This window comes from Kiloniellales bacterium (assembly GCA_030064845.1).
In the GTDB taxonomy this organism is placed as follows: Bacteria; Pseudomonadota; Alphaproteobacteria; order Kiloniellales; family JAKSDN01; genus JASJEC01.
In genome coordinates this window covers 1-19,220 of the sequence record JASJEC010000075.1, presented here as the reverse complement: position 1 = coordinate 19,220, position 19,220 = coordinate 1, and the positions used below count along the sequence as shown (strand labels likewise).

The 19,220-nt window shown below is 68.0% G+C and carries 22 protein-coding genes and 1 other RNA gene; 14 read left to right on the top strand and 9 right to left on the bottom strand.

The features are described from left to right. Positions 1 to 226: 226 nt before the first annotated feature. Positions 227 to 1,390, bottom strand: coding sequence for a flagellar motor protein MotA (locus QNJ67_19630; protein MDJ0611195.1), 1,164 nt, complete (start codon positions 1,388 to 1,390; stop codon positions 227 to 229). A 93-nt stretch (positions 1,391 to 1,483) separates the two neighbouring features. Further along, positions 1,484 to 1,978 carry an OmpA family protein gene (locus QNJ67_19625; protein MDJ0611194.1) on the bottom strand — a complete coding sequence of 165 codons (495 nt, stop codon included), beginning with the start codon at positions 1,976 to 1,978 and terminating at the stop codon, positions 1,484 to 1,486. Positions 1,979 to 3,021: 1,043 nt separating this feature from the next. On the opposite strand from QNJ67_19625, the gene QNJ67_19620 reads away from it, so the two are divergent. Genes QNJ67_19620 through QNJ67_19600 form a run of 5 tightly spaced genes read left to right on the top strand, consistent with a single transcriptional unit; the run spans position 3,022 to position 6,912 of the window. Further along, on the top strand, positions 3,022 to 3,690 hold the full coding sequence (locus QNJ67_19620; GenBank protein MDJ0611193.1) for an ABC transporter ATP-binding protein: 669 nt from the start codon (positions 3,022 to 3,024) through the stop codon (positions 3,688 to 3,690). Continuing rightward, on the top strand, positions 3,687 to 4,856 hold the full coding sequence (locus tag QNJ67_19615; protein MDJ0611192.1) for an ABC transporter permease: 1,170 nt from the start codon (positions 3,687 to 3,689) through the stop codon (positions 4,854 to 4,856). Before QNJ67_19620 ends, QNJ67_19615 begins: the two co-directional genes overlap by 4 nt. Before the next feature lie 30 nt (positions 4,857 to 4,886). Next, positions 4,887 to 5,657, top strand: a complete 771-nt coding sequence (locus QNJ67_19610) for a DUF4198 domain-containing protein (protein MDJ0611191.1) — start codon at positions 4,887 to 4,889, stop codon at positions 5,655 to 5,657. Next, complete coding sequence (locus QNJ67_19605) at positions 5,654 to 6,001, top strand: hypothetical protein (protein MDJ0611190.1); 348 nt, start codon at positions 5,654 to 5,656, stop codon at positions 5,999 to 6,001. Before QNJ67_19610 ends, QNJ67_19605 begins: the two co-directional genes overlap by 4 nt. After that, on the top strand, positions 5,989 to 6,912 hold the full coding sequence (locus QNJ67_19600; protein MDJ0611189.1) for a metal ABC transporter substrate-binding protein: 924 nt from the start codon (positions 5,989 to 5,991) through the stop codon (positions 6,910 to 6,912). Before QNJ67_19605 ends, QNJ67_19600 begins: the two co-directional genes overlap by 13 nt. Positions 6,913 to 7,140: 228 nt before the next feature. Here QNJ67_19600 and QNJ67_19595 read toward each other — a convergent pair whose 3' ends face one another. Together QNJ67_19595 and efp are read right to left on the bottom strand one after the other, a co-directional pair. After that, a complete protein-coding gene (locus QNJ67_19595; GenBank protein MDJ0611188.1) occupies positions 7,141 to 7,944 on the bottom strand; it encodes an inositol monophosphatase family protein in 804 nt (267 codons plus the stop codon). A 36-nt stretch (positions 7,945 to 7,980) separates the two neighbouring features. Beyond that, on the bottom strand, positions 7,981 to 8,547 hold the full coding sequence (gene efp, locus QNJ67_19590; protein ID MDJ0611187.1) for an elongation factor P: 567 nt from the start codon (positions 8,545 to 8,547) through the stop codon (positions 7,981 to 7,983). A gap of 160 nt (positions 8,548 to 8,707) precedes the next feature. Here efp and QNJ67_19585 point away from each other — a divergent pair, with 160 nt between their 5' ends. Continuing rightward, positions 8,708 to 9,892: a serine hydrolase gene (locus QNJ67_19585; protein MDJ0611186.1), complete on the top strand. Its 1,185-nt coding sequence runs from the start codon at positions 8,708 to 8,710 to the stop codon at positions 9,890 to 9,892. A gap of 22 nt (positions 9,893 to 9,914) precedes the next feature. On the opposite strand, the gene QNJ67_19580 is transcribed toward QNJ67_19585, so the two are convergent. The 4 genes from QNJ67_19580 to tkt form a co-directional block, all read right to left on the bottom strand. Further along, positions 9,915 to 10,328 (bottom strand): class II fructose-bisphosphate aldolase, encoded by a 414-nt coding sequence (locus QNJ67_19580; GenBank protein MDJ0611185.1) that lies wholly within the window; start codon positions 10,326 to 10,328, stop codon positions 9,915 to 9,917. 125 nt (positions 10,329 to 10,453) lie between these two features. Next, positions 10,454 to 11,464: a type I glyceraldehyde-3-phosphate dehydrogenase gene (gap, locus tag QNJ67_19575; protein MDJ0611184.1), complete on the bottom strand. Its 1,011-nt coding sequence runs from the start codon at positions 11,462 to 11,464 to the stop codon at positions 10,454 to 10,456. A 36-nt stretch (positions 11,465 to 11,500) separates the two neighbouring features. Continuing rightward, entirely contained in the window at positions 11,501 to 12,505 is a 1,005-nt protein-coding gene (locus tag QNJ67_19570; GenBank protein MDJ0611183.1) for a fructose-bisphosphate aldolase class I, read from the bottom strand. Positions 12,506 to 12,535: 30 nt separating this feature from the next. Beyond that, on the bottom strand, positions 12,536 to 14,491 hold the full coding sequence (gene tkt, locus QNJ67_19565; GenBank protein ID MDJ0611182.1) for a transketolase: 1,956 nt from the start codon (positions 14,489 to 14,491) through the stop codon (positions 12,536 to 12,538). A 410-nt stretch (positions 14,492 to 14,901) separates the two neighbouring features. Here tkt and QNJ67_19560 point away from each other — a divergent pair, with 410 nt between their 5' ends. The 5 genes from QNJ67_19560 (at position 14,902) to QNJ67_19540 (ending at position 17,207) form a co-directional block, all read left to right on the top strand. Further along, positions 14,902 to 15,126 carry a hypothetical protein gene (locus tag QNJ67_19560; GenBank protein MDJ0611181.1) on the top strand — a complete coding sequence of 75 codons (225 nt, stop codon included), beginning with the start codon at positions 14,902 to 14,904 and terminating at the stop codon, positions 15,124 to 15,126. A gap of 70 nt (positions 15,127 to 15,196) precedes the next feature. Beyond that, complete coding sequence (locus QNJ67_19555; GenBank protein MDJ0611180.1) at positions 15,197 to 15,538, top strand: cell division protein ZapA; 342 nt, start codon at positions 15,197 to 15,199, stop codon at positions 15,536 to 15,538. Positions 15,539 to 15,550: 12 nt separating this feature from the next. Further along, a non-coding RNA gene (gene ssrS / locus QNJ67_19550) (6S RNA) lies at positions 15,551 to 15,708 on the top strand. Positions 15,709 to 15,736: 28 nt separating this feature from the next. Then, positions 15,737 to 16,375 carry a 5-formyltetrahydrofolate cyclo-ligase gene (locus QNJ67_19545; GenBank protein MDJ0611179.1) on the top strand — a complete coding sequence of 213 codons (639 nt, stop codon included), beginning with the start codon at positions 15,737 to 15,739 and terminating at the stop codon, positions 16,373 to 16,375. Beyond that, positions 16,353 to 17,207, top strand: a complete 855-nt coding sequence (locus tag QNJ67_19540; GenBank protein MDJ0611178.1) for a TIGR00282 family metallophosphoesterase — start codon at positions 16,353 to 16,355, stop codon at positions 17,205 to 17,207. The genes QNJ67_19545 and QNJ67_19540 overlap by 23 nt, the downstream gene beginning before the upstream one ends. Here the strand turns inward: QNJ67_19540 and QNJ67_19535 are convergent. Then, positions 17,200 to 17,484 (bottom strand): hypothetical protein, encoded by a 285-nt coding sequence (locus QNJ67_19535; protein ID MDJ0611177.1) that lies wholly within the window; start codon positions 17,482 to 17,484, stop codon positions 17,200 to 17,202. The genes QNJ67_19540 and QNJ67_19535 overlap by 8 nt on opposite strands. A gap of 252 nt (positions 17,485 to 17,736) precedes the next feature. On the opposite strand from QNJ67_19535, the gene QNJ67_19530 reads away from it, so the two are divergent. From QNJ67_19530 to QNJ67_19520, 3 genes are all read left to right on the top strand, one after another. Then, complete coding sequence (locus QNJ67_19530) at positions 17,737 to 18,486, top strand: YebC/PmpR family DNA-binding transcriptional regulator (protein MDJ0611176.1); 750 nt, start codon at positions 17,737 to 17,739, stop codon at positions 18,484 to 18,486. Between the two features lie 40 nt (positions 18,487 to 18,526). Then, the gene (gene ruvC, locus QNJ67_19525; protein ID MDJ0611175.1) at positions 18,527 to 19,054 is read left to right on the top strand and encodes a crossover junction endodeoxyribonuclease RuvC; all 528 of its coding nucleotides are present in this window, start codon (positions 18,527 to 18,529) and stop codon (positions 19,052 to 19,054) included. Then, positions 19,051 to 19,220: OB-fold domain-containing protein (locus QNJ67_19520; protein MDJ0611174.1), on the top strand; the 170-nt coding region annotated here is incomplete at its 3' end. The genes ruvC and QNJ67_19520, both read left to right, overlap by 4 nt.

The window sequence follows — 19,220 nt, the reverse complement described above, 5'->3', positions numbered from 1 at the left end:
CATTTGCGCCGGGGCCAGGAGCGGGAGGCGCCGTGGGGTTGGGCCCCACAAGTCCTTCCGCGACGCCGCCCCGGCGCAAATGCGCCCCGTCCCGAAGGGATCCGGCGAAATCGGCCCGCTGCCGCGTTGCTTGTCGTCGAATATGCTCCGCATGTCTTTCCTCCTCGCGCCTAACAGCGGGCCGATTTCACTCGGACCAGGAGCGCAACGTGAGTGCCAACAGGCCCTAGCCCTGCTCGGTCTCTTCCGCGATCGCCGCGATGGTGCGCGCCAGCAGCCGGATCTCGCCGCGGATCTCCTGGACCGTGCTGTCGCGGCCGCTCGCCACCTCGTTCAACAGGCGCTCCAGCTGCAGGTCGAGATTGCGTATGTGTGTGCGCGTCGCCTCGTCGAGCTGCAGGGTGCTGACGTCCAGGTCGGCGATCTTCTCGAACAGCGGCTTCATGTCGTTCTGCGACTCGGCGACCCGCAGCATGAGCTGCTGCTCCGAGCGCATCTGGTCGGTCAGCGAGCCGAGCCGGTCGCTCAGCTGGGACAGGCCCCGGCTCGCCTGGGCCCGCTCCTCCTCGCCGCGCGACATGGTCCGCTGCAAGGTGTCGAGGCTGTCCGCCGTGCGCTCGAGCAGCGCCTGAATATAGGCCGGCACCGACTGGTCGCCCTCGCCCAGTCCGCCGCCGCTGCCCAGCTTGGTGACGCCCGCAATCCACTCCTCCAGCTCGTTCATGAAGCGGTTGTGGGCCTGGCCGGCCTGAAGCTCCAGGAAGCCCAGCACCAGGGAGCCGGCAAGACCGAACAGCGACGAGCTGAAAGCGGTGCCCATGCCCGAGAGCGGCGTCGCCAGCCCTTCCTTCAGGTCCTCGAACATGGCCGCCGGATCGGTCGCCGCTCCGCTCAGCCCAGCGATTGTCAGGCCGACCGCGTTGACCGTCTCGAGCAGGCCCCAGAAGGTCCCGAGCAGGCCGAGAAAGATCAGCAGGCCGATCAGGTAGCGCGAGATGTCGTGGCCTTCCTCGATGCGCGACTGGATCCCGTCCAGCAGTGTGCGCATGGAAAGCGTCGAGAGCGAGAGCCGCCCCCGCTTCTCCCCGATCATGGTCGCCATGGGCGCCAGCAACCGCGGCGGCCGGTCTTCCGACAGCGCGCCTGGGAAGATGACGCCGCCCTGGCTTTCCCGCTGCAGGCGCTCCAGCCAGCGAATCTCCGGCCGCAGCATGATGACCTGCCGGAAGATATAGATGATCCCGAGCACCAGGACGGCGAGGATCATGCCGTTAAGGGCGGCGTTGGCGAGGAAAGCCTTGCTTAGCGGCACCACGATGAGTGAGCAGGCGGCGATCACGGCCAGCAGGAAAAAGATCATGCGAATGAGAAAGCGGTGTGGTCGGGTCATGGTCGCGTCGCTGCCTCGTCGAAACGCCGGAGGCGCCGCCATCGCAGCGCCGGCTGGAGCGGAGTACCGGCCGCGGCCCCGCGTCCCGTTTGGCTAGCGCCGCGCATCAACGATGTCGACCCGATCTGGCGGTCCCCCCCTGGATTCGGCCCCAAAAGGCCGAATATCGATTCGCGTGCTTGCCACCCCCTTGTCAACCAGAAACGAGCGGACCGCGCGGGCTCTGGAGAGCGACGTGCGTCGGGCTAGGCCGCCGCTGCCCGCGGCATGCGCCCGCAGCTCGACCCGGCGTTCCGGTTCGGCGCGCAGCCGCACGGCCAACTCGTCCAGAGCGGCCTCGTCATCCGACCCTAGAGCCAGATCCTCCGAGGCGAAGATGATGCGGAGCAGGTTGGCCGCCGGGGCTTCGACACCAGCGGCGGACGGCGGCGCTTTGCTCTCTTGCGCGCGCCCAGCGGTTGCCGGCGCGGCAGGCGCCGGGGGCGTTTCCGGCGCGAGGGCAGCCAGTTCCGGCGCCTCGGGCACCGGCGGCAGATCGGTCGGTACGGCGCTCCCGGCCGCCGGGGCCGGCACGTCCGGCAGGTCCACCAGTTCCGGTGCAGCGGGCGGCGGCGGTGGGACTGGCAAGGCCGAGGGCGTCTCCTCCGGCGGTGGTGGCGGATGGGGCGGGACCGGCAAGGCCGTAGGCGTTTCCCGCGGCGGCGGGGCTGCAGGCGCCTCCTGCTGTACCGGGGCGGGCCGGGCCGGCGGCGCTCCTGACGGGGCGGGCCCCTGGTCCGACGCGACGGGCCGATCCGGTGATGCCGGGCTCGCCAATGACGCGGAGTCGGCGACGCCCGCCGGGGCCCGGGACAGCGCCGGCCGGCGCCGGGGCGTGGGCGGCGGCCCGGCGGCCGCTTTCGGGGCGGCGCTGCGTTGCGGCCGCACCAGCAGCCGGCTCCTTAGGGGCTCGTCGGCCGCGGGGGCTCGGCCACCGGGACGGTCCGGGCCGGGCGCGGTCTCGGTCTCGACCGGCGGAAGATCGCCGAGGCTGTTCAGCAGGTCGTAGTTGACGAAGACGCCTCCGTCCTGCCCCGCCGCGGGCGGGATCGGCGCCGCAGCCAGCAGGATGCCGAGGGCGCAGGCCCTCCCCGCGCCGGCCGCGGCGCGCCGGAGGTCTATCGCCCCGGCCGGCGATGTCGCGTCCGGAGTCATAACGGCGAGAGAGAAGCGGCGCGGAAACATCGGGCCGCTAGGTTAGGTGCCGTCTGGTTTGCGGACAACTTATTTGCCGCTGGTGTGATTGTCGCGAGATTCGGCACGATGACCGTGCCGGGTTTCGCAGGCTGAAGGCGACGCGGCGGCGGTGCTTGATCCGGTTGAAGAACCGCTCGACGAGATGCGGCTGATAACTGCGTCCTCGCGCCAGTCCGGCGAGATATTCCGTCTCGACGCGCAATAGGAGGTGATTAGGACGGTCGGGCACGGCGCGCATCTTCACGTCCGCGGCAACACGTACGGCGCAAACCTGACGATTGCGCCTGTTGAGGGTGCCTGGAAGATCGCATATTTCGATCTGACCGACGTGGACAGGCACACGGTCTGTGAATTCATGGAGGTCGAGCGCGCATGGTGGAACTAGAGGATCGCGCATGGTGGAACTAGAGGATATCGAGTTTGCCTACCCCGAAGGCCGCTTCAGGCTTCGTGTGCCGGAGCTGCGCGTTGCGCCAGGCGAACGACTGGCCGTTGTGGGGCCGAGCGGCACGGGAAAGACGACCCTGCTCAACCTCGTCGCAGGCATTCTAAAGCCCATCCGTGGCACCATCCGCGTCGCCGGAACCGATCTCGGGTCGCTGACCGAGGATGGGCGCCGACGGTTCCGGGCAGGCACCATTGGCTTTGTCTTTCAGGACTTCGCCCTGCTCGACTACCTGACGGCACGGGAGAACATCCTCTATCCCTACCGGATCACTCCAGCGCTGACGCTCGATGCGGAAGTCCGTGCGCGGGCGGAGGCGCTGGCCGGCGCCTGCGGGCTCGCCGACAAGCTCGACCGGCACCCGGGCAGGCTGAGCCAGGGCGAACAACAGCGTGTCGCCATCTGCCGATCGCTGATAGCGCGTCCGAGGCTTGTGATCTCCGACGAGGCGACAGGCAATCTCGACCCGGAGAACAAGGCCCTCATCCTCGACCTGCTCTTTGAGCAAGCCCGCGCGGCCGAAGCGAGCGTTCTTGCGGTGACGCACGATCACGCTTTGTTGCCTCGCTTCGATCGGGTCATCGATTTCGCGTCGTTCCGGGCCGAGGCCACGGCATGAACGCCGCGTTCCTTGCCTTCGCCTACCTCCGTTACCACCGGGTTCAAAGCCTTGTCCTTGTGCTGGTGTTGGCGCTGATCCTCGTCGTGCCGCTTGCAACGCGCATCCTGCTGGCCGAGAGCGAAGCCTCCCTGACCGCCCGGGCCGAAGCGACGCCGCTCTTGCTCGGTCGCCGGGGTAGCGCGCTCGATCTGACCATGGCGGCGCTTTACTTCTCCGACGATCGGCCGGACGCCCTGCCCATGGCCGAAGCGGAGGCTGTCTGGGACAGCGGCCTTGCCACACCAATTCCTCTACACACGGCATTTGAAACGAACGGGTTCCGCATAATCGGCACGTCGCTCGACTATTTCGACTTTCGGGGCCTGACCGTGGAAGAGGGTCGCGGTCTGGCGGTACTGGGCGAGGCCGTGGTAGGCGCGACCGTTGCCCGTAAGTTGGATCTTGCAATCGGCGACACGCTGGTCTCGGCACCGCAGAATCTCTTCGACCTGGCCGGCGTCTATCCACTCGAGATGCCGGTCGTCGGCATCCTCGCGCCGACCAACACGCCGGACGATGAAGCCGTCTTTGTGGACCTCAAGACCACGTGGGTCATCTCGGGGATTGGCCACGGGCACGAGGATGTGGTCAGCGCCGCCGACCTCGAGGCCGGCGCGGATGTCACGGCGGCGGCAAGCATCGTTCAGTATCAGCGCATAACGCCGGAGAACATCGACAGCTTTCATTTTCACGGTGACGCAGACGACTACCCGGTCTCCGCTGTCGTTGTCGTGCCGCCGGACGTGCGATCGGCGACGATCCTGCGGGGACGCTACCTGGATCCCGATGGCACGTCTCAGCTGCTTCAGCCCGCGCAGGTCGTCCAGGGCCTTGTCGACCGGATCTTCCGGATCCGCGCGGTGCTCGACGTCGTGACGGGCATTATCGCGCTTGCAGCGCTTGCGGCGCTCGGCCTTGCGATCTTCCTGTCCTTCCGGCTGAGGGCACGTGAGGTCGAAACCGCCGTCAAGCTTGGGGCGCGACGCGGCATGGTCCTTCAGCTCTTGGCGGCAGAGACCCTCATGATACTTTGCGCGTCGTTGGTGATAGCCATTGCAGCAGCGCTAGTCGTGCGGCACAACGCAAATGCCTGGGTCGGCTGGCTGCTAACCCTCGGAAGCTGACAGACACCGAACGGAAAAGAGAGTAGCGTCATGTCCCGAAAAATCCTCTCCGCCCTCCTGGCCTGGGCGGCTCTCGTCTCGCCCGCGGTCGCGCATTACGGGATGATCATTCCGTCCGACCCCATGATCAGCCAGGAAGACGGGCGCAGCGTCGCATTGACGCTGTCGTTCTCGCATCCGTTCGAAGGGGACGGGATGGTTCTGGAGCGTCCGGCCGCCTTCTCGGTCACCCATGGCGGCGAAACGACCGATCTCCTCGGCACGTTGGAAAAGGCGTCGGTCATGGAGGAGCCGGGCTTCACCCTCGAGTATCGGCTGGAGCGTCCCGGCACTTACGTCTTCGCGATGGAGCCGCAGCCCTACTGGGAGCCGGGCGAGGACGCATTCATCATTCACTACACCAAGACCTACGTGACCGCCTATGGCGACGACGAGGGGTGGGACAGCGAGCTTGGTCTGAAAACCGAGATCGTGCCGCTGTCGAAGCCGTTTGGCTTGTGGGAGCACAATGTCTTTCAGGGCATCGTCAAGCTCGACGGCAAACCGGTGCCCTACGCCGAGGTGGAGGTCGAGTTCTACAACGAAACCGCCGGAGCGACCGCGCCTGACGAACTGATGATCACCCAGACCGTCAAGGCCGACGGGAACGGTGTGTTCACCTACGCCCCGCCGGCGTCGGGCTGGTGGGGCTTTGCCGCCCTGAACACGGCCGACTATACCCTGCCGCAGAATGGCGAGGACAAGGCAGTAGAACTGGGCGCCGTGATCTGGGTGCATTTCGAGCCCTGGACCGGTCGGTGAACCGGCGTGCCGTCATTCTCACGGCGACGGCCGCGTTCACCCTGGGCACGGCCTCAGCGGCGCTCGCACATCAGCTCAACGTCTTTGCCTCGACCGATTGCGACGTGGTTCTGATCGAGGCCAAGTTTTCGACCGGCCGGGTCCCGGTGATGGGCGAGGTGCGTATCCTGGATGGAGAGAACACGCTTCTGCTGAACCTCGAACTGGGCGTGGACGGGAAGTTGAGCGTCCCGCTTGCGGAGCTTGATGCAACAAGCGGGCTCCTGATCGAAGTCGATACCGGGGACCATGACGACTACTGGATCCTGACACCCGAAGACATCGCTAGAAAATGTCAGAGCTGACCCTACAACCGATTGCGCATCGTCTGCTCGGCGCCTTGGCCGCGTTCCTCCTGGCTGCAAACGCTCCTGCTCTGGCGCAGGACCGGCCTACCGTGGTGACCGTGAACTACGCGCTCAGCTATTTCGCAGAGCGTTTGGGAGGGAGTGAGATCGACGTGATCTTTCCCGTGCCCGACGGAGTCGATCCGTCCTTTTGGCGTCCCAGCATTTCGGACATCAGCACGATCCAAGGCGCCGACCTCATCTTTCTCAACGGTGCCGGCTTCGCGTCCTGGACGTCGAAAGTATCGTTGCCGCGTTCGCGCCTTGTCGACACGTCGCGCGGCTTCGAGGATCGGTTCATTGCGACTGAGACCGTCACGCATAGTCACGGGGCGGACGGAGAGCACTCTCACACCGGTGCGGCCTCCTTCACCTGGCTCGACCAGGAGCAAGCCATCCTGCAGGCCCGCGCCATCTCGGACGCCCTTGCGCGGCGCGGTTTGGTCGAGCCTGACAGGATCAAGGCGCGCTTGGCCGCGCTGACCGACGACCTTGTGTCGATAGATGCTGCGGCCGATCGGCTGCGTCCGCTTGCCGAGGGCAAGGTGCTGGTCGCCACGCATCCAAGATATCAGTATCTTGCGCGTGCTTACGGTTTGGACATTCGGTCTCTCGAGTGGGAAGCAGGTGCAGCGCCCGACGCCGGCCAGCTCGCCGAACTCGAAAAGCTTGGCGATGAGACAGGCGCAGAGGTTCTGCTTTGGGAAGCGCAACCGCCGGAGCCGGCTAGAGCCGCTATCCGCGACCTGGGTCTGATCGATGTCGTATTCCCCACCCTGGCCACGGCGCCGGAAGGGTCGGAGTACACCCAGAGATTGAGGCTAGCCCTGGACGAGTTGTCGGCCGCCCTTAATGCTGTCGATGGCTAGTAGGCCGCTGAAAAGGCCTGGAGCTCTTGACCACGGTCATCCTTCGACAGAGGGGCGTAGGCCCGGCGCTTCGCGCGGATGAGGGTAAGTGCTTGAAACATTTCGCCCTCACCCTGAGCTTGTCGAAGGGTGATGGTTCCGACTGAGCACTTTGCCAGCAGCCTGCTAGAGCGGATTCACCGGGTTTGATGGATCGCCTCTGGCGATACAGTCAAACGCGGATCTGCTCTAGGATTCCCGCGCTTTCTTGAGCAGACGCACCAGCGGCTGGTGCAGACTGTCGTTGCTCGCCAGGATCCCGGCGCCCTCGAAGGCGAAGGACGCGCCATCGATGGCGGTGACGAAGCCGCCCGCCTCGCGCACCAGCAGGACACCCGCCGCGGTATCCCAGGGCTCCAGTCCCCGCTCCCAGAAGCCGTCGTAGCGGCCGGCCGCGACGTAGGCCAGGTCGAGCGCGGCCGCGCCCCAGCGGCGCACGCCGGCGGTTTCGGTCATGACGGCTGCCAGCTCGGCCGAGAGGCCGCTGTCTTGGTCGCGCCCCTTGAACGGCAGACCGGTGGCGATCAGCGCGCTGTCCAGGGCGCGGCGAGACGACACCCGCATGCGCCGGTCGTTCAGGAAGGCGCCGCCGCCCTTCTCGGCATAGAAGAGATCCTCCTTGATCGGGTCGTAGACCACGCCGGCCAGGATCTCCGATCCCTCCTGCAGCGCGATCGAGACCGCGAAGTGCGGCAACCCGTGAAGGAAGTTGGTCGTGCCGTCGAGCGGATCCACGACCCAGCACCGCCCCGAGGGGTCCGAGGCCTCGCGCCGGCCCGACTCCTCCATGAGGAAGCCGTAGCCGGGGCGCGCCCGGCCTAGTTCCTCGCGCAGGATCTTCTCGGCCCGCAGGTCGGCCGCCGACACGAAGTCCGCCGGGCCCTTGCGCGAGACCTGGAGGTTCTCGACCTCTCCGAAGTCACGCTTGAGCCGCCGGGCCGCCTTGTCGGCGGCCTTTATCATGACGTTGATGGTTGCTGATCGCGTGGCCACCGCCGTTCTCCTCGCTTGCTTGCGGCGGCCGGCCGGTCAGTCCTTGGCCCGTTCGACGTAGCTGGCGTCGGCGGTGTTCACGACGACCCGGGTTCCGGTCTCGATATGGGGCGGGACCATGGTCTTCACGCCGTTCTCGAGCAGCGCCGGCTTGTAGGACGAGGCCGCCGTCTGCCCCTTGACCACGGGGTCGGCCTCGGTGATCTCCATCACCACAGTCTCGGGCAGCATGACCGAGATCGGATCGTTCTCGTAGGACTCGATGGTGACCGTCATCCCGTCCTGGAGGAACACCGCGGGTTCGCCGATCATATCCGAGGACAGGGAAACCTGGTCGTAGGTCTCCTGGTCCATGAAGGTGTAGCTGTCGCCGTCGGCGTAGAGATACTGGAACTCCTTCTGGTCCAGGCGCACGCGCTCGACGTCCTCGCTGGCGCGGAACCGCTCGTTCAGCTTGGTGCCGTCCCGGATGTCCTTCAGCTCGACCTGAAGGTAGGCGCCGCCCTTGCCGGGCTGGGTGTGCTGGATCTTGACAGCGCGCCAGAGGCGGTCCTTGTGCTCGATAACATTGCCGGGGCGAATGGCGTTGCCATTGATCTTCATGGCGAAATTCCGGTCGCTTAAGAGGTGGGTCTTCGGGCGCGCGGAAGCTAACAGCGCGTTCCTGGGGAGGCAAGCGGAAGCGGCGCTTCTCCGGTCCGGCGGGCATGACTTTGGCCTGCGCACCGATCGGGTCTATAGTCCGCCAGGGAAAGGGCCTGGAATGTCCACGGCAACCCGACGGTTCATGGCGCTGGCGCTAACGGCCCTGCTTCTGGGGCCGGTCGCCTGCACGGCGGAACCCGAGCGCGCCGGTCCGGCGGTCTACCAGCCGCCACCGCGGCTCGACGACGGCTGGCCGGTCGGGCCGGCCGAGCGCGCCGACCTCGACACGGCGGCCCTGGTCCGGCTAACCCAGGACATCCTCGACGGCAGGTACCCCAATACCCACGCGCTGCTGATCGAGTACGACGGCCGACTGGTCTACGAAGAATACTTCGCCGGCAGCGACGAACGCTGGGGCGACCCGCTGGGCCGGGTCGTCTTCCGACGCGACACGCTCCACGATCTCAGATCGGTCACCAAGAGCGTCACCACGCTGCTCTTGGGCATCGCACTCGACGGCGACTACGAGACCGCCCTGGACACCCGCTTGCCGGCCTATTTTCCCGACCTCGCCGCTTCGTTCGCACCCGGGGTCGAGACCGTCACCCTTCGCCACGCGCTGACCATGACCGCCGGTCTGGAATGGAACGAGATGGAGGTCCCCTACACCGACCGAGACAATGACGAGATCCGCATGGCCTACACCCGCGACCCCGTGGCCATGGTGCTGGCCCGGCCGCAACGCGAGCCGGCCGGAAGCCGGTGGTACTACAGCGGCGGGCTGACCCAGGTTCTGGCCGGCCTGATCGAACGCCGCACCGGCCGCACGATCGACGCCTTCGCGGAGGAGGTTCTGTTCCGGCCCCTGGGCATCTCTGATTACGAATGGATCGGCTCTCGGGCCTGGGATACCTCGCCCAGCGCCGCCTCGGGACTCCGGCTGCGGCCCCGGGACCTGGCCAAGATCGGCTCGGTCATGCTGCACGGCGGCAGGTGGCAGGACCGGCAGGTCGTTCCGGCGCGCTGGGTCGCGCTCTGCTCCAAGCGCTGGGTCGAGCGGATTCCCTGGTTTCCCGACGGCACCTACGGCTACGGCTTCATGTGGTATCCCGGCCAGATCGAGGGCGAAACGCCGCAGCCGATCCTGCGGGCCGCCGGAAACGGCGATCAGCGCCTCTTCATCCTGCCCGAGACGAAGCTGGTCGTGACCCACCTGGCGGGCAACTACAACAACCGCGGCGTCCGCAACAGCGAGGAGATCCTGGTCCGCATCCTGGCGGCGCGAAAGGCCGGCGGGCCGTAACGGCTTCCCGGTCCGGGAGCGGTCATGACGGCCCGCCCCTAAGCCAGTCGCGGCAGGCCTCGAGCGCGTCGTCGCGCGCCATGAGGTCGAGGCTGGGTGGGCGCACCCGCAGCAGCCTGCCCCCGCAGTCCTCGGCGATGGCGTCGAGCTTCGCGGCGACCGCCTCGGGGCCGTCGAACACCACCTGGGACACGCCCGCCCGCAGCGCCGCCATGACGTCGCCGGCCCGGTCGCCGCAGTCGAGCAGCAGGCTACAGTCGACGTCCGGGACCGCTTCGGCCGCGAGCGCGGCAACCTCGGGCAGCCAGGCCGGCCCCAGGTAGGCCGAGGCGGCGGGCGCCGTGGCCAGCGTCACCGGCGCACCCAGTTCCCGGGCCGCCCCCAGCGCCGCGCGCGCGTGATCGAGTGAATGAACGATGATGACCCGGCCGATCATGGCCGGATCATAGACCAGAGAGGGCTTCGCCGCTGAAGTCGGCGCGGCGCCTAGAGCGGATCATGGTTTGACGGAAGCGCTTCGCGGTTCCGCCAAAGCATGTAAATCCGCTGGATATCAATCGGTTAGAGCAGCCTGGCCATGGCGACGGCCGTGTCGCTCATGCGGTTGGAGAAGCCCCACTCGTTGTCGTACCAGGACAAAACCCGGACGCAGGTCTCGTCCAGAACCTGGGTCTGCGTGCTGTCGAAGGTCGAGCTGGCCGCGTTGTGGTTGAAGTCCATGGACACCAGGGGCTCGTTATTGACCACCAGAACGCCCTTGAGGCGATTGCTGCCGGCCGCCTCCTCCATGGCGGCGTTGACCGCCTCGGCCGTGGTCTTCTTCTCGGCCTCGATGGTCAGGTCGACCAGGCTGACGTTCGGAGTCGGCACCCGGATCGCCGTGCCGTCGAGCTTGCCCTGGAGCTGGGGCAGCACGAGGCCGACCGCGCGCGCCGCGCCGGTCGACGTGGGGATCATGGAGAGCGCGGCGGCCCGGGCGCGGCGCGGATCCTTGTGCAGAGTGTCGACCGTGGGCTGGTCACCCGTGTAGGCGTGGATCGTCGTCATGAAGCCGTGCTTGATGCCGACCAGCTGGTCCAGCACGTGGGCGACCGGCACCAGGCAGTTGGTGGTGCAGGAGGCGTTGGAGACCACGGTGTGGCCGGCCTCCAGCTTGTCGTCGTTGATGCCGTAGACCACCGTGATGTCGGCGCCCGAAGCCGGCGCGGAGACCAGGACCTTCTTGGCGCCGCCTTCCAGGTGCAGCGAGGCCTTCTCCTTACTGTTGAAGATGCCGGTGCACTCCATGACGATGTCGACCCCGAGATCGCCCCAAGGCAGCTTCGCCGGGTCCCGCTCGGCCAGGACCTTGACCCTCTTGCCGTTCACAGTGAGGGAGTCTTCGCTGACCTCGATCGTGCCCGGGAAGGGACCGTGGACCGAATCGTATTTCAGCAGGCGCGCGTTGGATTCCGCCGTGCCAAGGTCGTTGATCGCGACGAACTCGACGTCGTCGCGCCCCGATTCCATGGCCGCACGAAAAACCAGGCGCCCGATCCGCCCGAACCCGTTGATCCCTACCTTGACCGCCATTCTAGCCCTCCCTTGTGATCATCCGCCGGCGCGCTGTCAGGCCGCGTAGCGGCCCTGCGTCGCCTCTCCGTTCGCCTTGGCGCGCTCGAAAAGCGCGGCCTGGGCGGCCTTGGTGTTCTCCGCTTTGCCGCCCCAGGCCTTGAGCGGCGCGCCTTGCAGCGCGCGGCCGTAGGAAAAGCTCAGGCGCCACGGCGCGTCGGGCGCCTGCTTGTTCATCGCGTTGAGGTGCAGGGTGGCGTCCTCGTCCGACTGGCCGCCGGAGAGGAAGGCGATACCCGGAACGGCGGCCGGCACGGTTCGCCGCAGGCAGGTCAGCGTGTGCGCCGCGACCTCCTCGACGCCCGCCTGATCCGGACACTCGCTGCCCGACAGGACCATGTTGCACTTCAGCAGCATCCCTTCGAGCAGGACGTCGTGCAACGAGAGCTCCGCGAAGACGTTGAGCAGCACCTCTTCCGTCACCTGGTAGCAGACCTCGATATCGTGATCGCCGTCCATCAGCACTTCCGGCTCGACGATCGGCACCATGCCCGCCTCCTGAACCAGGGCGGCATAGCGCGCCAGGGCGTGGCCGTTCGCCGTGATGCAGGTCGCGCCCGGGATATCCTCGCCGATCTTGTAGACCGCGCGCCACTTGGCGAAGCGCGCACCCAGCTCGCGGTACTCGGCGAGGCGCTCCCGCAGACCGTCCAGGCCCTCGGTGACGGTCTCGCCCGGCTGGCCAGCGAGCGGTTTGGCGCCCTTGTCGACCTTGATGCCGGGGATGATGCCGGCCTTTTCGATCACCTTGACCAGGGGCGTGCCGTCGGCCGCCTTCTGGCGGATCGTCTCGTCGAACAGGATCACCCCGCTGATGAAGTCGCCTGCGCCGGGCGCACGGAACAGCAGCTCGCGGTAGTCGCGCCGGTTGTCCTCGGTCGACTCGACTCCGATCGTGTCGAAGCGCTTCTTGATCGTGCCGGCGCTCTCGTCGGCCGCCAGGATACCTTTCCCGGCCGCCACCAGGGCCTCTGCTGTCTGTTCCAGGGTATGCTGTTCCATGGCCTCCACTTCCCCCTGCCTTGGATAACGCTAGAGCCGGGCCTTCACGGCCTCGACGACCGCCTCGGGCGTGATCTTGAAATGCTCGTAGAGCGCGCCGCCCGGTGCCGAGGCGCCGAACGAGCGCATGCCGACGAAACCGCCGCCGGACTCGATCCAGCGCTCCCAGCCGAAGGGCACCGCGGCCTCGACCGCGATGTGCAGGGCGCCGGGGCCCAGCACCTCGTCGCGGTAGTGCTGGGTCTGTTCCTCGAACAGCTCCCAGCAGGGCATCGAGACCACCGCCGCGGAGATTCCCTCGTCGCGCAGCAGCGCCTGCGCCTTGAGCGCGATCGACACCTCGGAGCCGGAAGAGATCAGCGAAACCTCCCGGGCCCGGTCAGAGGGCGCCAGAATGTAGCCGCCGTGGGCCGAGAGGTTTTCTTTGGTGTGCTCGCCCCGGACGGTCGGCAGGTTCTGGCGGGTCAGGGCCAGAACCGAGGGGCGGCTGCGGTGCTCCATCGCCAGGGCCCAGCACTCCGCCGTCTCGACGGCGTCGGCCGGCCGGAACACCATCAGGTTCGGCATTGCCCGCAGCGCGGCCAGGTGCTCGATCGGCTGATGGGTCGGGCCGTCCTCGCCGAGGCCGATCGAGTCGTGCGTCATGACGTAGACCACGCCAAGGCCCATCAGCGCCGAGAGCCGGATCGACGGCCGGCAGTAGTCAGTGAAGACGAGGAACGTGCCGCCGTAGGGGATCACGCCGCCGTGCAGCGCCAGGCCGTTCATGGCGGCGGCCATGGCGTGCTCGCGGACGCCGTAGTGGATGTAGCTGCCGCCGTAGTCCTCGCGCGAGATGAGCTCCTGCCCCGCGGCCCGGGTGTTGTTCGACCCGGTCAGGTCGGCCGAGCCGCCGACCAGCTCCGGAATCTTCGCGGCGAGCGCCTCCAGCACCTTGTGGGACGAGATCCGGGTCGCCTGCGAGGGGGCCGCAGCGCTGATCTCCTGCTTCAGGGCCACAACCGCGTCGCGCCAGCGATCCGGCAGGCGCCCTTCGGCGCGGCGCTCGAACTCTTCGCGTGCCGCCGCATCGGTCGCGGCCAGCCGCCGATCCCATACGGCCGAGGCCTCGGCGCCGCGCGCGCCGGCCTCGCGCCAGGCGGCAAGGATCTCCGCCGGGATCTCGAATGCCGGGTAGCTCCAACCGAGCGCCTCGCGCGCGCCGGCGATCTCCTCATCGCCCAGCGGCGCGCCATGCGTCGCCGCCGTGCCGGCCTTGGTCGGCGCGCCGTAACCGATGGTCGTGCGGCAGGCGATCAGGGAAGGCTGATCGGTCTCGCGGGCCGCCGCGATCGCAGCGGCGATCGCTTCGGGGTCGTGGCCGTCGACCGCCTCGACCTGCCAGCCGTAAGACCGGAACCGCGTGATGTGGTCGTCGGAAACCGTGAGCGACGTCGGGCCGTCGATCGAGATCCCATTGTCGTCGAACAAGACGATCAGGCGGCCGAGGCCGAGGTGCCCGGCGAGCGATGCGGCCTCGTGGCTGACGCCCTCCATCAGGCAGCCGTCGCCGGCGATCACATAGGTGTAGTGATCGACCAGGTCGTCGCCGAAGGCCGCGTTCATGACTCGCTCGCCCAGCGCCATGCCGACGGCGTTCGCCAGGCCCTGGCCCAGGGGTCCCGTGGTCGTCTCGACCCCCGCGGCGTGGCCGTACTCCGGATGACCCGCCGTGCGGCTCCCGAGCTGACGGAAGTTCTTGAGCTCCTCCAGCGTCATGTCCCGGTAACCCGTCAGGTACAACAGGGCATAGAGCAGCATCGAGCCATGCCCGGCCGAGAGGACGAAGCGGTCGCGGTCGGCCCAGTCCGGCCGCGCCGGATCGAACTTGAGGAAGCGTGTGAACAGCACCGTCGCCACATCGGCCATGCCCATCGGCATGCCCGGATGACCGGAGCGCGCCCTCTGGACCGCGTCCATGGCGAGGAAACGAATGGCGTTGGCCATATCCCGGTGGTCCGCTCGTGCGGCCGGCGCCGAGGCCGACGCTTTCGAAGCAGTCGAAGTTGCTGCGTCCATCGATACCCTATCTTGCAAGCGAGCCGCCGCCGTGCTTCTGCGCAGGAGGAGCCTCTCCCCGCCCGGCCCGGCGGCAAAATGCCGCCCTCGACGCGCCTCGTCAACCGGCATGCGTACGACCTGCCGGGCTTCCGATGCGGCCTGAGCGGATCGCAGTATGACGGAGAAACTGCCCCGCCGTTTGGTTCAGGGGACCATAACTTTGGCGGGAGCGTCATTCTCGCCGCGCACCCTGGCGCGGGCGACGGTTGACCCTCGGCAACCGCCGCGCCTATGTTCATTAGTTAATGCACTTAACATGGGTAGTGCACAGACTGCCTGAAGGAAACGGTATACACATGGCGCAACTGGAAGAAGCGACCCGGAGGCTGCAGTCCGCCGTCGAGCGGCTCGACCGGGCCGTCGTGGCGCGCGTCGAGCAGGGCGGCGGCCCGCGCGAGGGCCTGCGCGAGGCCTTGGAGGAGAAGGCACAGGAGAACGCCCGTCTGCAGGCGGTCGCCGCGGAGGCCGGCGTGCGCATCGACACGGCGATCAATCGTCTGAAAGTCTTGCTGGGAGAGTGACCGTGAGTCTGCGAGCGGCCGCCGCGGGCGGCTTACCCGCCAAGAAGGATAATCCGGCCGGGAGCGAACCGTGGGCGAAGTGACACTGAAGATAAACGGCCGCAATTACGCGGTGGTCTGCGACGACGGCGAGGAACCTCATCTCACCCGCCTCGGGGCCCTGATCAACCAACGGATCGAGGATCTGATCGCCCTGGTCGGCCAGGTCGACGAACCGCGTCTCCTGGTCATGACCGGCCTTCTGATCGCCGACGAGCTGTCCGAGGCCAACGCCCGCGTGAGCGAGCTCGAGGAGAGCAGGGGTGGGCCCGGCGGCGAGTCCGCCCTGCCCGGCGCGGCTGAAGCCGCCCTGGCGCTGGATCGCTGCGCCAGCCAGATTGAATCTATTGCCGCCCGCCTCGAGGAGACCTAGATAAGTCCGGGGTCCGTGCTGCGAGGTGCGTCAGACGTCTCGATCCCTGCGGCCAATACCGAACCTCTTGGGAGCTGTCCCTGCCGGAGCCGTGGCTTCGGTATATGGCGCCCACCTGCTTAGGCAGGCCACAGAGGATGATTGACGGTCAACGGCCATCGCGGCAGCCCCACCTGGATTCCTGACCAAGGAGCCTCCTTGCCCGCTTCCGACCTCCCGTCCCGGCTCGACGCCGAAAAGCAGCGCCTGCGGGTCACGGCCAAGCAGAGCCGGGCCCGGGCCGCGGCGGCCGCAGAGGGGGCCGGCGGCGCCATCGCCGAGGCCGTGATCGCGGCGCTCGACGACGGCCGGATCCCGCTCGACGCGGGCGCCCCGGTTTCCGGCTATTGGCCGAAGGGCGACGAACTCGACCCCCGCCCCCTGATGGCGCAGCTGTCCGAGCGGGGCCACCCCGTCGGCCTGCCGGTCGTGACCGGCCGGGACCGGCCGCTGACGTTCCGACGCTGGGCGCCCGAGGTGGAGCTCGTGCCGGCGGCCTTCGGCCTACTCGAGCCGGGCCCCGACCAGCCGGAGGTCCTGCCCGATCTGCTGCTCGTGCCGCTGCTGGCGTTCGACCGGAACGGCTGGCGCCTGGGCTACGGCGGCGGCTTCTACGACCGCACCGTCGCCAAGCTGCAGGGCGCCGGGCGCCCGCTGACCGTCGGGCTCGCCTACGCCGGCCAGGAGCAGGCCCGCGTGCCCCACGGCCCCACCGATCGGCCTATGGATTGGATCGCCACCGAGCGCGAGCTCCTGGCAACCAGCGAGGGTGAGCATGAGACTGCTGTTCTGCGGTGACCTGGTCGGCCGAAGCGGCCGTCAAGCCCTGGCGGACCATCTGCCCGACCTGCGCCGTCGGCTCGCCCTCGACTTCGTCATCGCCAACGGCGAGAACGCGGCCGGCGGCTTCGGCATCACCGAGAAGATCTGCGCCGAAATCCTGGACCTGGGTGTCGACGTGATCACCGGCGGCAACCACTCCTGGGACAAGCGCGAGGCGATGGCCTTCATCGACCGGCAGCCCCGCCTGCTCAGGCCGCAGAACTACCCGTCCGGCACGCCGGGACGGGGCGCGGCGGTGTTCCCCGCGGCGGGCGGCCGCAAGGTCATGGTGCTCAACGTGATGGGCCGCACCTTCATGGACCCCCTGGACGATCCCTTCGCCTGCGTCGAGCAGGCGCTGTCGCGCCAGCGCCTGGGCGGCACGGTCGACGCCATCGTGGTCGACCTGCACTGCGAGGCGACCAGCGAGAAGATGGCCATGGGCCACTTCGTGGACGGCCGGGTTAGCCTCTGCATCGGCACCCATACCCACGTGCCGACCGCCGACGCCATGATCCTGCCTGGCGGCACCGCCTATCAGACCGACGCGGGCATGTGCGGCGACTACGATTCCGTCATCGGCATGAACAAGTCCGAACCGCTCAATCGCTTCACCAGAAAGCTGCCGGGCGAGCGCTTCGCACCAGCCCTGGGCGAAGGGACGCTCTGCGGGGTCTTCGTGGAGCTGGACGACAGGACGGGGCTGGCCCGGAGGATCGAGCCGGTGCAGCTCGGCGGCCGGCTGCAGACGAGACTGCCCGCGGCGCTTGACGCGGCGGCCGGTAAGGCGAAGGACCCGGTCAGCTAGCCCGGTCGGGCGCCAGGGTCAGAAAGCGGGCCACTTCCTCGTAGAGCAGGTCGGTCTGGCGGGTCACACCGTCTGCCAGGTCGGAAATGGCCTCGGCCGAGCCCTTGTCACCGGCGATGGTGCCTTCCAGCAGCCGGTCGAGCGCCGGCAGGGCGCTCTGGCCGGTGAACTCGCCGACCAGGGCGGCGGCCCGCTCGAGCTGGAGATTCGTCTCCCCGGCGGCTGCCGCCTGATCGACCTTGCCGGGCAGCACGGGAACTTTTCGCAGTGTGGCCATTCGACCCGCCATCTCAACGTCTTGCACCGGCGGGAGGATGTCATTGGGTGGATTAAATTGACGTAAAGTCCGCATCGGATTAGAGGATGACCGCAGGCGCCCCCCAGGGGCGCGCCGCGCGGCCAGGTGCCATGTTGTCGCCATAAAGCTGCTCTATCTGCAGCAAAGCGATTGCCTGCGTCACCGCAAGATATGGTAGGGTCTTTCTGGCTACCACCAGCATATAGATGAGTTGATCGGGATCGAAGGGTCATGGCGGGCCATTCGCAATTCAAGAACATCATGTACCGCAAGGGCGCGCAGGACAAAAAGCGCGCCAAGGTCTTCGGCAAGCTGATCCGGGAGATCACGGTGGCCGCCCGCTCGGGGCTGCCCGATCCGGATATGAACCCGCGCCTGCGCGCCGCGGTCTCGGCTGCGCGGGCCGCCAACATGCCGAAGGACAACATCGAGCGCGCGATCAAGCGGGTCGCCGGCGGCGAAGACGACACGGCCTACGAGGAGATTCGCTACGAGGGCTACGGCCCCGGCGGCGCCGCGATCATCGTCGAGACCCTGACCGACAACCGCAACCGCACGGCCTCGGAGGTGCGGGCAGCCTTCAGCAAGCACGGCGGCTCGCTCGGCGAGACCAACAGCGTCTCCTTTCTGTTCGACCGCCTCGGCCTGATCGAGTTCGACCCGGAAGTCGGCAACGCCGACGAGGTCTTCGAGGCGGCGGTCGAGGCCGGCGCCGAGAACGTTGAGTCGGACGGCGCGGGGCACGAGGTGAGCTCAGCGCCGGACGACTTCTCCGTGGTCCGCGACGCCTTGGCCGAACGCTTCGGGGACCCGCGAGAGGCCTATCTCGGCTGGAAGGCCCAGACCACGGTCACGGTCTCGGAGGACGACGCCGAGAAGCTCCTGAAGCTGCTCGACACCCTCGACGATAACGACGATGTGCAGCGCGTCTCGGCCAATTTCGAGATCGCGGACGATGTCATGGAGCGCCTCACCGCCTGATGCCCAGCCCCGGGCACCAGCGGCCGGCCTTGGAGGATCGATGCGGGTGATCGGTTTGGACCCCGGTCTGCGGTTTACCGGATGGGGCGTGGTCGACAGCGAGGGAACCCGTCTGCGTCACGTCGCCAACGGCACGCTGGCAACCGACGAGCGCCTGGACCTGGCGCGCCGCCTGGTCCAGCTCAACGAGGGCCTGCTCGAGGTCCTGGCCCAGCACGGCCCCGACGAGGCCGCGGTCGAGGCGACCCTGGTCAACAAGAACGCCGCCTCGACCCTGAAGCTCGGACTGGCGCGCGGCGTCGCGCTGATGACCCCCGCCGGCCGCGGCCTGCCGGTCGCCGAGTACCTGCCGATGATCGTCAAGAAATCCGTGGTCGGCAGCGGCCACGCCGAAAAGCAGCAGGTCCAGGTCATGGTCGGCCATCTCCTGCCCGGCGCCGGGATCGCCAGCGCGGACGCCGCCGACGCCCTGGCCGTGGCGATCTGCCACAGCCACCACGCCGCGACCCGGCGGCGCTGGTCGGGCGGCCAGCCGGGCGGGCGGGACGCGGCGAGGCCCGGCTCATGATCGGCAAGCTGACCGGACGCCTCGATTCCCTGGGCGAGGACTGGGCCCTGGTCGACGTCTCCGGCGTCGGCTACGTGACCTACTGCTCGCGCCGGACCCTGGGAAGCCTGCCCGGCGCCGGCCAGCCGCTCTCCCTGCTGGTCGAGACCCACGTGCGCGAGGACCA